Origin of the sequence: Massilia luteola (genome assembly GCF_034420155.1) — a bacterium.
GTDB classification, from domain to species: Bacteria; Pseudomonadota; Gammaproteobacteria; order Burkholderiales; family Burkholderiaceae_D; genus Telluria; species Telluria luteola.
Map to the genome: position 1 here is coordinate 84284 of NZ_JAXOFN010000019.1, position 12822 is coordinate 97105.

12 protein-coding genes are annotated in these 12822 nt (G+C 63.9%); 3 read left to right on the forward strand and 9 right to left on the reverse strand.

Annotation, left to right across the window (positions count from 1 at the left end; translation table 11 throughout):
- Positions 1–230 precede the first annotated feature (230 nt).
- Positions 231–1304: a M35 family metallo-endopeptidase gene (locus tag U9J41_RS19100; protein ID WP_322403747.1), complete on the forward strand. Its 1074-nt coding sequence runs from the start codon at positions 231–233 to the stop codon at positions 1302–1304.
- Here the strand turns inward: U9J41_RS19100 and U9J41_RS19105 are convergent.
- The 6 genes from U9J41_RS19105 to flhF form a co-directional block, all read right to left on the reverse strand.
- On the reverse strand, positions 1301–1702 hold the full coding sequence (locus U9J41_RS19105; RefSeq protein WP_322403748.1) for a hypothetical protein: 402 nt from the start codon (positions 1700–1702) through the stop codon (positions 1301–1303). The two genes, U9J41_RS19100 and U9J41_RS19105, sit on opposite strands and share 4 nt — an antisense overlap.
- Positions 1703–1766: 64 nt before the next feature.
- Entirely contained in the window at positions 1767–2501 is a 735-nt protein-coding gene (gene motD, locus U9J41_RS19110; protein ID WP_322403749.1) for a flagellar motor protein MotD, read from the reverse strand.
- A 10-nt stretch (positions 2502–2511) separates the two neighbouring features.
- Entirely contained in the window at positions 2512–3255 is a 744-nt protein-coding gene (locus U9J41_RS19115; protein WP_322403750.1) for a flagellar motor protein, read from the reverse strand.
- Positions 3246–3965 (reverse strand): RNA polymerase sigma factor FliA, encoded by a 720-nt coding sequence (locus U9J41_RS19120; protein WP_322403751.1) that lies wholly within the window; start codon positions 3963–3965, stop codon positions 3246–3248. Before U9J41_RS19120 ends, U9J41_RS19115 begins: the two co-directional genes overlap by 10 nt.
- A 30-nt stretch (positions 3966–3995) precedes the next feature.
- The gene (locus tag U9J41_RS19125) at positions 3996–4955 is read right to left on the reverse strand and encodes a MinD/ParA family ATP-binding protein (protein WP_322403752.1); all 960 of its coding nucleotides are present in this window, start codon (positions 4953–4955) and stop codon (positions 3996–3998) included.
- Entirely contained in the window at positions 4948–6435 is a 1488-nt protein-coding gene (gene flhF / locus U9J41_RS19130; RefSeq protein WP_322403753.1) for a flagellar biosynthesis GTPase FlhF, read from the reverse strand. The genes U9J41_RS19125 and flhF overlap by 8 nt, the downstream gene beginning before the upstream one ends.
- A 429-nt stretch (positions 6436–6864) precedes the next feature.
- Between flhF and U9J41_RS19135 the strand changes: the two genes are divergently transcribed.
- Entirely contained in the window at positions 6865–7101 is a 237-nt protein-coding gene (locus U9J41_RS19135) for a hypothetical protein (RefSeq protein ID WP_322403754.1), read from the forward strand.
- Between the two features lie 33 nt (positions 7102–7134).
- Here the strand turns inward: U9J41_RS19135 and U9J41_RS19140 are convergent, their stop codons facing one another.
- The 3 genes from U9J41_RS19140 to flhB all read right to left on the reverse strand — a co-directional run bounded on the left by U9J41_RS19140 (position 7135) and on the right by flhB (position 12130).
- Complete coding sequence (locus U9J41_RS19140; RefSeq protein WP_322403755.1) at positions 7135–8289, reverse strand: MraY family glycosyltransferase; 1155 nt, start codon at positions 8287–8289, stop codon at positions 7135–7137.
- Positions 8290–8665: 376 nt separating this feature from the next.
- A complete protein-coding gene (flhA, locus tag U9J41_RS19145) occupies positions 8666–10792 on the reverse strand; it encodes a flagellar biosynthesis protein FlhA (protein WP_322403756.1) in 2127 nt (708 codons plus the stop codon).
- Between the two features lie 171 nt (positions 10793–10963).
- Positions 10964–12130 (reverse strand): flagellar biosynthesis protein FlhB, encoded by a 1167-nt coding sequence (flhB, locus tag U9J41_RS19150; RefSeq protein WP_322403757.1) that lies wholly within the window; start codon positions 12128–12130, stop codon positions 10964–10966.
- A gap of 361 nt (positions 12131–12491) precedes the next feature.
- Here flhB and U9J41_RS19155 point away from each other — a divergent pair, with 361 nt between their 5' ends.
- On the forward strand, positions 12492–12803 hold the full coding sequence (locus tag U9J41_RS19155) for a hypothetical protein (protein ID WP_322403758.1): 312 nt from the start codon (positions 12492–12494) through the stop codon (positions 12801–12803).
- Positions 12804–12822: the final 19 nt, after the last annotated feature.

The window sequence follows — 12822 nt, forward strand, 5'->3', positions numbered from 1 at the left end:
GAATGGAGGAGATTCCCGATGGCAACTTTTATATTCAGGGAATCAATATATGATAACAAGTTATTAAATATTGATCGAGCAATACTTACGTTGCTCGTTGAAATGTTGCATCAATGTAGCAACTTGATCGTCATCACGAAGGTATCGCAACGACAAATATTGCGATGCAGCAATACCAACAGCCGGAAGCCGCGCTACAACGGAGGTTTGCACTTCCCCTGGAGGCACACATGAACGGTAACGCGCGCTGGACCGGCGGCATGCTCGCCGCCCTGCTGCTGGTGGCGGACGGCCGGGCGGCGGCGCCGGGCGGCATCGTCGTCGACGTCACGCCGGTCCGGCAAAGCCTGATGCACAGCGACGACGTCGTCGTGACGGTGACGCTCCGCAATACGTCGAGCACGACGCTCTACGTGCCGACCTGGCAGACGCCGTTCGCCGGCGTGCAGGCGCCACTGTTCGACGTCACGCGCGACGGCTTGCCCGTCACCTACCTGGGCATCCAGGCGAAGCGCCCGGCGCCGACGGCCGCCGATTTCGTCGCGCTCAGGCCGGGCGCCGCGCGCAGCGTGCGCGTGGAACTGTCCGCGCTGTACCGGATGGACATCACGGGCGCCTACAGCGTGCGCTACCGTGCCGAGCGCCTGCAGGTGGCCGGCCGGCCCCACGCGTTCCGGCCGCACGGCCGGGCCGGGACGTCGTCGCAGTCAGCCGCCGTGTGGATCGATGGCCGCCTGCCGCGGGGGATGCCGGAACCGCCTCCTGCGGCTGCTCCTGCCGGCAGCGGCCTCGCCTATGCCCACTGTTCGAACGCGCAGCAGGACGGCATCGCCGGCGCCGTCCAGGCCGGCCTGGCGATGGTGCAGGATGCCGACGCCTACCTGCAGGGCCAGGCGCTGGCGGTGCGCTACACGGGCTGGTTCGGCCCGGTGGACAATGCCCGCGCGACGACCGTCGCCCGCCACGTCGCGGCCATCCGCGACGCGTTCGCCACCCGGCCAATCACGGTCGACTGCGCATGCAGCCAGCGGTGGTACGCCTATGTCTATCCGAACGCGCCGTACACGATCCACGTCTGCAAGGCCTTCTGGACGGCGCCGCTGACGGGCACCGATTCCAAAGGCGGCACACTGGTGCACGAGATGAGCCATTTCACCGTCGTGGCCGGGACCGACGATTGGGTATATGGGCAGGCCGCGGCCGCCGCGCTGGCGGGCAGCGATCCGGACCGGGCCATCGACAACGCCGATTCGCACGAATACTTCAGCGAAAACAATCCCTACCGGACCGTGCGGCGCAATTAGGGCGCGATATGCCGGAACATCACCGGCTCCGTGACGAGCGGCGTCGTGGCGTCGGGCTGGTGGATGTCAGCCAGCGCCAGGCCGGCGTAGCGCAGCTCGTACGTGTGGTCGCCCGGACGGAAGGCGTAGTCGGCCGTGATGTCGATGGTGTGCGTGTGGGCGGAGTGCGGCGGCAGTTCGAACCAGCCGGATGCTGCACGCGCGGCGGTGGCGCCGACATAGGCGACGGACGCACCGCCCGGATGCGCGCGCACGTCGAACAGGCGGCCGGCGGGCCGGACATCGGCATCCAGCGCGCGCGGCAGCCACACCCGGCGCTCGCCGCGATTCTCCGCCCTGAAGGTGATCCATACCTTGTCATGTCTTGCGTCGACGCTCAGGCTTGCATGCAAGTTCATCCGGTCTCCTCGTTCGTTCGACAGTGCTGTCGGGCGGGAACGATTGTACCGCGCAGGCGCGGCGTCAGGCGCCGGCGCCGGAGAGAATGGTGACGGCCACGCGCCGGTTGCGCGCGCGCCCGATGGGGTCGAGGTTCGACGCGATCGGCCGGTTGGCGCCGCGTCCCACGGCCGCCAGCCGTTCCTCGGCCACGCCGTTCGCCGCGAACAGGCGCACGACGGTGGTGGCGCGCACCGCGGACAATTCCCAGTTCGACGCGAACGCCGGGTTGCCGATCGGCGTATTGTCGGTAAAACCTTCGACTTCGATCCCGTGCGGATCGTCCTTGAGCAGGTCGGCGACGGTGCGCAGGGTTTCCTGGGCCGGGGGCGTCAGCGCGGCGTCGCCTTCGTCGAACAGGACGCTGGCATTGATCTCCAGCGTGACGCCGCGCGCCGTCTGCGTCACGCGCACCTTGCCGCTGTTCACGAGGGGTTTCAGGATGCTGTCCAGCTTCTTCGCCAGCAGGTCGAGGCGCGCACGGTCGCGCTTGGCCTCTTCCGCCCGTTTGTGGGCGAGGATGTTCGACAGGGGCAGCGCGTCGACCTCGACCATGGTATTCGTCCGGTTCGCGGCGCCGCGGCCGCCGAACGCATCGCCCAGCGCTTCCGACAGCACCGTGTACTTGCCGATATTAACCACGGACACTGCGTACATGACGACGAAGAACGCGAACAGCAAGGTGATGAAGTCGGCGTAGGAAATCAGCCAGCGCTCGTGGTTCTCGGTGTCCTGTTCGTACGGTCGGCGGCGCGCCATGGCTGCGGAATCAGTGCTGCGCCAGCAGGCACGCCACGCGCTCTTCGATCACGCGCGTGTAGTCGCCGGTGGCGATGTCGTGGAAGACATCGGTGAGGATCTCGTACTGGGTCACGCGCTCGGCGACGATGCCCTTGATCTTGTTGCCGACCGGGTAGAAGAACAGGTTCGCGAGGCCGACGCCGTACACGGTCGAGACGAACGCGACGGCGATGCCGGCGCCCAGGCGCGACGGGTCGGACAGGTTTTCCATCACGTGGATCAGGCCCAGCACGGCGCCGAGGATGCCGACCGTCGGCGCATAGCCGGCCGCCGATTCCCAGATGCGCGCGGCTTGCCGTTCGCGGAATTCGTAGGTGTTGATTTCCGTGTCGAGCAGGCTGCGCAGCTTGTCCGGCTGGATGCCGTCGACGACGAGGCGCAAGCCCTTCTGGATGAACGGATCGGCCTTCGCCACATACTGTTCGAGCGACAGCAGCCCGTCGCGCCGTGCCGACAGGCTCCACAGGTTGATCTCGCGTGCGAGCGCCTGGCGGCGGTCGGGCGGCGTGATGAACACCCAGCGCAGCATGCGCACGCCGCGCACGAACGCCTGCGCCTTGGTCTGCAGCAGCACGGCGCCGAACGTGCCGACGACGACGATCGCGAACGCGGCCGGCTGGATCAGCGAGGAGAATTTGCCGCCGTCGAGCGTGTGTCCAACGAAGACCCCGGCCAGCGCCAGTGCGAGGCCGAGCAGGCTGGTCAGGTCCACGAACGCTCCCGCAGATAGGTACGCAGGCGCGCCACGGCCTGGGTGTGCAGCTGCGAGACGCGCGATTCCGACACGCCCATCACGGCGCCGATTTCCTTGAGGTTGAGTTCCTCTTCGTAGTACAGGCCCATCAGCATCTTCTCGCGCGGCGGCAGCGCATCGATGGCGTCGATGACGGTCTGGCGGAAGTCCGTGTCGAGCAGGCTCTTGAGCGGATCGTCGTCGTCCACGGCATAGCGGTCGAGGAAACTGTCGCTGCCCTCTTCGTCATGGAAATCCTCGTAGTAAACGAGCTGGTGGCCGCCGGAATCGCCCAGCAGGTCCTGGTAATCGGCCAGCGACAGCTTGAGCGACTTCGCCACTTCGGATTCGCTGGGCGGACGACCCAGCTGCTGCTGCAGCGCAGCCATGGCCTGCTCGACCTTGCGCATATTGGCGCGCGTGGAGCGCGGCATCCAGTCGCTGCTGCGCAGCTCGTCCAGCATGGCGCCGCGGATGCGCAGCACCGCATAGGTCTCGAACTGCGCGCCGTGGTTCTCCTCGTAGCGGTTGATCGCATCGAGCAGGCCCATCATGCCTGCCTGTACCAGGTCATCGACTTCGACGGACGGCGGGAGCTTGGCCTTCATCTGGTGGGCGAGACGCTTCACCAACGGCATGTGCTCCGTCAGCAGAGAGTTCTTGTCCGCTTTCCCTTTGACCGTGTACATGGTTCCAGTGATTGGTTAATCATTGCCGCTTCAAGCGGCCCGTCCCTGCTGGATGCCCGTGCGCGCGAAGCGCCCGGCCAGGCGGCGGAAAGCCACCGAAGCGCCGGCCAGCGGGAATGCGTCGACCACGGCGCGCCCGAGGCGCGCGGCGCGGTGCAGGTACTCGTCCGCCGGCACGGAGCCCATGGAGCTCAGCGTTACCGCCAAGTAACGAGTTGCCGCAGATGACATATTATCGTATACCACCTTCGCCTCGGCTTCGGTAGCGCCGGTGACAAGAATACCGAACGGACGGCGGCCGAGCTGCTGCGACAGCCGCTTGATCAACGCATACGCGTTCGTGATCGACGTGGCGCTCGTCGACACCTGCACGACGATCTCGGACGTGGCCATGATCGGCACGGAGAACGTGCCATCCTGGGAAAATTCCCCGTCGACGATCACGATGCTGCCGGACGATTGCTGGACCAGCACGTCGAAGGCTTTGGCCAGACGCCGCATCTCATCCGCTCCCCCCGCGCTCCCCGTCGTCCCCGCGCTTCCCGTCGCCCCCGCGAAGGCGGGGGCCCAATCTTGCTGGCGCACCCTGCTGTTCGAAGACACTTGGGTTCCCGCCTGCGCGGGAACGACGGAAGGATGCGCGCGCACGGCGGAAGGATGCGCCGGGACGGCGCCGTGCGCCATCTTCACCACGGAGAATCCCTGCGGCACCGGATGGATCACCTGGTTCAGCGCGCATTCCTGGCGCGCCACCTGCAGCAGGCTGGGGCTGCGGTCGACGCCGAGGCGCTGGGCCACGCCGTAGTCGCGCGTGCAGGCGTCCACGATCATCACGTCATTGCCGGACTGGGCCAGCGAAGCGCCCAGGTTGACGAGCATGGCGCCCTTGTCATCCTCGGGCGTGGCGGAAAGAAAGGTCACGATGCGCGGCTTGGGGCCCGCCAGCATCCGGCGCAGGCCCTCCGCCTGGTCGAAGTCGAAACTAGCCAACGTACACCTCGCGCAGCGAACGGTCGTTGTTCAGGTTGCCGAGGCCGGCCATCATCAGCGGCAGGTCGGCATCTTGCAATTGGGCGGCGGCGTCGCGCTTGTTGCGGAAGGCGCGGTCGACGAGCATCGCGCGGTCGGCCAGGTGCAGGTCTTCCGGCACGCGCTGGCCGGTGGAGATGTAGTACAGGTTCAGCTTCTGGCGCACGAGCACGTCCAGCACGTTGCCGATCGATGCGGCCTCGTCCAGCTTGGTCATGATGCAGCCGGCCAGGCCGGTGCCCTGGTAGGCGCGCACGACTTCGTTGAGGGTCTCGTTGGTCGACGTCGCGTTCAGGCACAGCAGGCGCTTCACGTCGGCGCCAGACTCCGTCAGCATGGCGACCTGCTCCGTCACCATCTGGTCGCGCTGCGACATGCCGATCGTGTCGATCAGCACCGTGTGCTTGTTGCGCAGTTCCTTGAGGGCGATGCGCAGGTCGGCCTCGTCCTTCACCGAGTGCACCATCACGCCCAGTATCTTGCCGTAGATGCGCAGTTGTTCGTGGCCGCCGATACGATAGGCGTCCGTCGTGATCAGCGCCAGCTTTTCCGGACCGTGGCGCATGACGCAGCGCGCCGCCAGCTTGGCGGTGGTCGTCGTCTTGCCGACGCCGGTCGGGCCGACCAGCGCGAACACGCCGCCGCGGTCGAGGATGGCATCCTCGTCGGCCATCGTCGTGATGTTGCGCGACAGGACAGTCTTGATCCAGCGCAGCGACTCGGCCGCATCCTTACCGGCTGGCAGCTTGTCGACCAGGTAGCGCGACAGGCTCGCCGAAAAGCCGGCGGCCAGCATCTCGCGCAGCACGGCGGCTTTCTGCGGTTCGCGCTGCTGGGTGCTGCCCCACGACAGTTCGGCCAGTTGCGTTTCCATCATGCCGCGCATGGCACGGATTTCGCTCATCATGCCGCTCATTTCGGCGGCGGCGGATTCCTTCGCCTGGGCGATCGCGGCCGACATCATCGCGGTCATCGCGGCCATGTCGAAGGCCGGCGCTTCCGGTTGCGCGGCGCGGCGGTTGGCATACGTCGGCGGCACGGCGGGCGCGGCCGGCTCGTCCAGGTCGTACAGCGAATTCAGCGATTGGCGTGCGGCCGGGGCTTCCTGGAACGGACGGGCTGCGGGGGCGTCGGCGAACGAACGGGCCTGCGGCGCTTCCTGGAAAGCGCGTGCAGGACGCGCGGCCGGGCGCGGCGCCGGCGCCGGCTCCAGGTCATCGAACGAGGGTTCCTGCATGTGCAGGTTCGGACGCGGCGCCGCCATCTCCGATTCCGGCGCGGGCGAGGCCAGCGACGCGACGTCGTCGTTGTCCAGCGCCAGGATCTCGACCACGCCATCGACCGGGCGATTCGACAGGATGACCGCGTCCGGCCCCAATGCCTCGCGCACTTTGCGCAGGGCTTCACGGGAAGTCGCCGCTGTAAATTTCTTCACGTTCATCGTTGTTCTCCGCTCTTCCTGGCTGTGGCTTAAGGTGGTTCGCTGTCCGGTCATGCGGGCACAATGGCCCATTCACGGATAGGATTATTGACGATGCCGGGAGGAAACGATTGGAGGAAAAGGCGGGGGAAAATCCGCCTATTCGATCAAACTCAAAACGGCGGGACGTTATTCCTGAAGAATAATTCTGGTCACAGGCCGCGATCGCTGCCATTCTGTCACCTGAACGGCCGTAAATTGCGCGACGGGTTGCTATTTTGACATGCACAATGTAGCGAATTGTGCAGGCAATGTAAAAAAAGCAAAATTATGTAGCCGCCGGTAATTTAAATAACTGTAAATCTCTTCAATTGTAACGACCGGCAACAAAGCTCATGCTAGACTGTATTTAAAAAACGATGAGACGGTCAGACATAGAAAGGCCAGCAGATGAAACTGAGACTACCGAAGCGTCATTCCGCTGCCAACATGGAAGCCTTGCTCGTGCATTTCAGCACGTCGCTCGATCGTAGTCTTCCCACTTTGCGGACATTTTTCATCGTGACGGGCGTGATTGCGGCGGCAGCCCGCACAGGCATATTTTCCGACTTCATGTTCGCCACCGGCCTCTTGCTTCAGTTCGCGATATGGTTCGAGCACTGGTGGATGCAAAAACGGACCCGCTGAGGGTCCGTTTTTTCATCTTGGTTCTGAAACGCTTCACCGCAACTTGGCGTTCACGGTGACATTGGAACCGATCCTGCCTGCCTCGCCAGCGGTCCAGCGTCCACGCACCAGACGTCCATACACTGCGACGTAGATCACAACCTGGGCCAGTACGGTCAGGATGCTCATTGCGATCGACGTCCCGACCGCCACGCTCACCGCCACGCAAACGGCGACGACGGGAGGGATGATGCATGCTACCGCGGCATTGCGCTTCCATGGATTCTTGGAATTCTTGTCAACGTATCTGAATACGATCCGGCGATACACGAGGGTATGCAGGTGCAGCGCGTCCGGCGCGCCCGGGCTGACTTTCTGGATGAAGCGTCGACGATAAATGCTGAAAAGCACTTCGATGACAGGATACGCGCAGATGGACAGCACTTGCCAGGCATTCACGCTGGCGTTACGTACCAGCAGCAGCACCGCCATTTCGGAAACCCAAAATCCGAGGAAATAAGCACCGCCGTCGCCCAGGAAGAGTTTACCGCGCGGATAGTTCAACGCCATGAAACCGAGCGTGGCGCCGATGCACAGCACGCCGAGATTCGCCACGAGGTTGTCGCCGCACCGCAGTGCAACCGCGGCCAGGCCTGCGGCCATGATGACGATCGTGCTGCTGGACAGGCCGTTGAATCCGTCGATGATGTTGATCGCATTCGAACCGCCGGCCACGACGACGGCAGTCACGAGGAGCGCGAACGGCACGAAGGCAAGCAGCGCATCCACGCCCCAGAGGTCCAGGTCACTCAGGGTCGCACCCAATAATGCGCTGGCGGCCAGCGCGCTCAACGCGGTTGCCGTCAAGCGCATCCGTACCGACACGCGCTTCGTGAAGTCCTCGATCAGACCGGCCACAAAGGCAGGCAGGCTCGCGACGACCAACAGCAACATGTCCGCGCCGATCGACGATGTTTGTCCCGCCTGGTACAAGCTTCGAAATGCTATGCCCCCCACCAGAATGCCAGTGATGACACCCAGTCCTCCGATGCGAGGAACTGCAGTCGTATGCACTTTTTGCACACCATCCAGATCATGGTCGTGCGACAGGCCGCCATGCCATTTTTGCGACAGGACGATGAGCACACTGACCAAGAGACTTGCAGCGAAAGCGATCAACGCGAGCTGAAAGAGCTGAATTTCCGACATTGTCCTGTTTCCCTCACGCGCATGTACGATCCCGGCGCGTGTTTGCAGATGGATAAAGATGTGTTACTGATTCGGCGCCCAGAAATGATGAGCAGAACACGGTTCGATCACGGCGAATGCGCTGATTTTTCGAACGCATGATGTTATCACGAATCAATATTACAAATTGACTTTTAACATACAGTGCGTTGGTCCGTTGCGGCGCAACAACCAGAGGTATGTCGTGGGGGCAAAAATCTGCGTTTCGTGCCTTTCTGACAGGCAATCTATCTATAACATACGCCAGCGCGATTGAGTCTCGCGGCTGCTTTTCAACAATTAATGAATAGGCGCCACCACGGCTGCTAGGTGCCGAAATCATCGCTCGATGACGGCATCAGGCCGCACCAACGAGGCTCGTCACACGGATGGTTTTCGATTCCGGAATCTCGGAATGCGACAACACCTTGAGCTGCGGCAGCGCCCGGCGCAGGAAGCGCGACAGCAAGGTGCGCAGCGGTCCCGGCACGAGCAGCACGGGCGTCAGCCCCATCGCTTCCTGCTGCTGTGCCGCGTTGGCGGCCTGCTGGACGATGGTGTCGGCCAGGCCGGGTTCGATACCCGTGCCGTCGCCGCCGGCGTTCAGGGCCTGCACGAGCAGGCGTTCGAGACGATTGTCCAGGGTCATCACGGACAGCTCGTTGGTGCCCGGGAATAGCTGCTGCACGATGGCGCGGCCCAGCGCGACGCGCACCAGCGACGTCAGGTCGTTCGGATCGTTGGTCGCGCCGCCATGCTCGGACAGCGTCTCGATGATCGTGCGCATGTCGCGGATGTGCACGCCTTCCTGCAGCAGGTTCTGCAACACTTTCTGCAGGGTCGACAGGGACACGACCTTGGGCACCAGGTCCTCGACCAGCTTGGGCGCATCCTTGGCCAGGTGATCGAGCAACGCCTGCACTTCCATCCGGCCCAGCAGTTCCGACGCGTGCGTCGTGATCAGGTGGTTCAGGTGGGTGGCGATGACGGTGCCGGCGTCGACGACGGTATAGCCCATGCTCTGCGCATCGTCCTTCAGGCTGGCGTCGATCCAGATGGCCGGCAGGCCGAATGCGGGATCCGTCGTCACGAGGCCCGGCAGCGTGCCGCTCGCCATGCCCGGGTTGATCGCCAGGTATTGGCCATTCATCGCCTCGCCGCTGCCCACTTCCACGCCCTTGAGGGTGATGCGGTAGGCCGACGGCTTCAGCTCCAGGTTGTCGCGGATGTGCACGGGCGGCGCCAGGAAACCGACTTCCTGCGCGAATTTCTTGCGGATGCCCTTGATGCGCTTCAGCAGTTCGCCATTCTGCCCCTTGTCGACGAGCGGAATCAGGCGGTAGCCCACTTCGAGGCCGAGGGTATCGACCGGCAGGACGTCCTGCCAGCTCGCTTCTTCCTGCTCGGCCGGCGTGGTGGCGGCCGCGGCGCCGCCCGGCGTACCCGCCGGTCCCGCACCGCCGGGCGCGCCCTGCAATTCTTCCGGGGGCATGTTTTTACGACGCTTTTCGAGCAGATAGGCGCCGCCGAACAGCGAGCTGCCCAGCAGCAGGAACACGAGGTTCGGCATGCCCGGGATCAGGCCCATGCCGCCCAGGATGCCGCCGGTGATGTACAGCACTTCTGGTTTCGCGAACAGCTGGCTGACGACCTGGCTGCCGACGTCCTTGTCGCTGGCCACGCGCGAGACGACCATACCGGCCGCGATCGAGATGATCAGCGACGGGATCTGCGCGACGAGGCCGTCACCGATGGCCAGCAGCGTGTAATTCTTGATGGCGTCGGCAAACCCCATGTCGTGCTGGACCATGCCCACGATCAGGCCGCCGACGACGTTGATCACGGTGACCAGGATGCCGGCCACCGCGTCGCCGCGCACGTATTTCGACGCACCGTCCATCGCGCCGTAGAACTCGGCTTCCTGCGCCACTTCGGAACGGCGGGCCTTGGCGTCCTGTTCGCCGATCAGGCCGGCGTTCAGGTCGGCATCGATCGCCATCTGCTTGCCGGGCATCGCGTCCAGGGCGAAGCGTGCGCCCACCTCGGCGATACGGCCCGCGCCCTTGGTGACGACGGTGAAGTTGATGATGGTGAGAATGATGAAGACGACGAGACCGACCGTGTAGTTGCCGCCGATCAGGAAGTGACCAAACGCTTCGATCACCTTGCCCGCCGCGGCGCCGCCCGTATGGCCCTCGGTCAGCACGACGCGGGTCGACGCCACGTTCAGGGACAGACGCAGCATCGTCGTCACCAGCAGCACGGCCGGGAACGCCATGAAATCGAGCGGCTTGATCGTGTACAGCGCGGTCAGCAGCACGATCACGGACATCGCGATGTTGAAGCTGAAGAACAGGTCGAGCGCGAATGCCGGCAGCGGCAGGATCATCATTGCCAGCAGCAGGATGATCAGGATCGGCGCGGCCAGCGCGTTGCCGCGGGAACCGATCTTCTTCAGCCAGGCCGGCAGTTTGAAACCGTTCATTGATGCTCCGTCATTCAGTGTCGATGCGTAGGCGCGGCAAGCCGGCCGGGATACGACATTATTGCTGATGCCTGACGGAAACTATGCAGCAAGTAGACGGGAAAAAGCCGCGCATTTCGTGGGGTGGGCGCACGCGCGCACGCGGATGCATGCAATATGCTGGCATTGCGGTCAATGCGGCTTGCCAGCTTTTTGCGACGCCGGATTGAACGGGTCCATCTCCGGCGGCACCGGCAGCCTGGTCGGACGGTCCGGATACTGGTCGAGAGTGCCCTTGCCGTAGGCACGCAACTGGTAGACATAGGCCAGCACTTCGGCCACGGCCGAGTACAGGGCTTCCGGGATCTCGTCGTCGATATCGGTGTGCTTGTACAGCGCACGCGCCAGCGCCGGGGCTTCCAGCATGGCGACCTTGTTTTCCTTGGCGATCTCGCGGATCCTGGCCGCGACCTCGTCGGTACCCTTGGCGACGACGCGCGGCGCGCCCCGCTGCCCTTCCCCATACTTCAGCGCGACGGCGAAGTGGGTCGGGTTGGTGACGACGACGTCGGCGGTCGGGACGTTGGCCATCATGCGTTTCTGCGCCATCTGGCGTTGCAACTGGCGAATCTTGCCCTTGATCTGGGGATTGCCGTCCGATTCCTTCGATTCCTGGATGACTTCCTGGCGCGTCATCTTGAGCTTGTCGGCGTAATGCCACATCTGGTACGGACCGTCGAGGATGGCGATGGCGCCCAAGGCGCCGACCATCGTCAGGAACGCCTTGGCGAGCAGGCCGCCCAGGTGCGGCGCGGCCGTGCCGAACGGTTCGGCGACGAGGCCGATCACGGCATCCTTCTGGCTCAGCACGACGAACCACGCCACCGCGCCGACCAGCAGGGTCTTGGCGACGGCCTTCAGCAGCTCGACGAGGGCATTGGTCGACACCATATTCCCCAGGCCGCGCATCGGATTGAGCTTGCCGAAATTCGGCGTAAACGCCTTGGCGCTGAAGTTCCAGCCGCCGATCAGCATGGGCGACGCCAGCATCATCAGCATGATGGCGCCCGCCAGCGGCAGGCAGGCCAGCAGCACGCCGCCGACGTCCGCCGCGATGCGCTCGATGAGGACGTTGGGGTTGTAGATCTGCTCGCGGTCGAGCGACAGCCCGCGCTCCAGCACGGTCGACAGCTTGTTGACGATACCGCCGCCCATCATCCACAACCCGGCGCCCGCCGTCATCAGCACGGTGAAGGTGGCCACTTCGCGCGAGCGGGGAATGTCGCCGTCTTCGCGCGCCTGCCTCAGCCGTTTCTCTGACGCTGGTTCGGTCCGTTCTGCGTCGCTGTCTTCTGCCATTCCTGCGCTCCGGTGTCCGCCGTCCTGACGACAGCTACGTTGTTCAGGCTGGCATTATTCCAGATGTTGCCGCGCGGCTAGGAAAGAAGAAGGAGGGGAAACAGGCTGCATATCACTTCCCTGACGCATTTTCTCGACGCAATGCATATGTGAACACGCAACAAAAACCGGTAAAATTGGTAGGAATGTCGTGCGCTATCTGTCAAAATTGCAAATTGCTTATGTCGAAAAAAGATCACATTTTAGGCTGAGCTGGGTTTAAGTTGGCATCTGATGAATCAGAGCAATGTTTAATTGCTATATAATTGGCTAGGAACATTGCGCTGTGCAGGTGCCCCGTTAATTGAACAAAGGATACGAAATGAAGAAACTCCTCGTCACGACCGCTATTCTGAGCATGCTGTCGGCTCAGGCATTCGCTCAGGAAGCCGGCGCCACCGCAGGCCAAACCGGCGGCACCGCAGGTACCGCCACCTCCACTGGCGCCGCCACCGGCACCGCCGCAGGCACCGCGGGCACCGCCGCTGCAGGTACCGGCTTCGCCGCTACGTCCGCAATCGCCGGTCTGTCGGTCGGCACCGTGGTAGCGATCGGCGCGGCAGTTGCCGCTGTGGCTGTCGCCGCTTCGGACAACGGTTCGACCACCGATCACTCGACCACGACCCACCACTGATCGCGATCGGGACGCTTGC

What these genes read in the sequence shown, in the direction of transcription:
- U9J41_RS19100 (WP_322403747.1), top strand. Translation starts at nt 231, where the DNA reads ATGAACGGTAACGCGCGCTGGACCGGCGGCATGCTCGCCGCCCTGCTG.
- U9J41_RS19105 (WP_322403748.1), bottom strand. Translation starts at nt 1,702, where the DNA reads ATGAACTTGCATGCAAGCCTGAGCGTCGACGCAAGACATGACAAGGTA.
- motD (WP_322403749.1), bottom strand. Translation starts at nt 2,501, where the DNA reads ATGGCGCGCCGCCGACCGTACGAACAGGACACCGAGAACCACGAGCGC.
- U9J41_RS19120 (WP_322403751.1), bottom strand. Translation starts at nt 3,965, where the DNA reads ATGTACACGGTCAAAGGGAAAGCGGACAAGAACTCTCTGCTGACGGAG.
- flhF (WP_322403753.1), bottom strand. Translation starts at nt 6,435, where the DNA reads ATGAACGTGAAGAAATTTACAGCGGCGACTTCCCGTGAAGCCCTGCGC.
- U9J41_RS19135 (WP_322403754.1), top strand. Translation starts at nt 6,865, where the DNA reads ATGAAACTGAGACTACCGAAGCGTCATTCCGCTGCCAACATGGAAGCC.
- U9J41_RS19140 (WP_322403755.1), bottom strand. Translation starts at nt 8,289, where the DNA reads ATGTCGGAAATTCAGCTCTTTCAGCTCGCGTTGATCGCTTTCGCTGCA.
- flhA (WP_322403756.1), bottom strand. Translation starts at nt 10,792, where the DNA reads ATGAACGGTTTCAAACTGCCGGCCTGGCTGAAGAAGATCGGTTCCCGC.
- flhB (WP_322403757.1), bottom strand. Translation starts at nt 12,130, where the DNA reads ATGGCAGAAGACAGCGACGCAGAACGGACCGAACCAGCGTCAGAGAAA.
- U9J41_RS19155 (WP_322403758.1), top strand. Translation starts at nt 12,492, where the DNA reads ATGAAGAAACTCCTCGTCACGACCGCTATTCTGAGCATGCTGTCGGCT.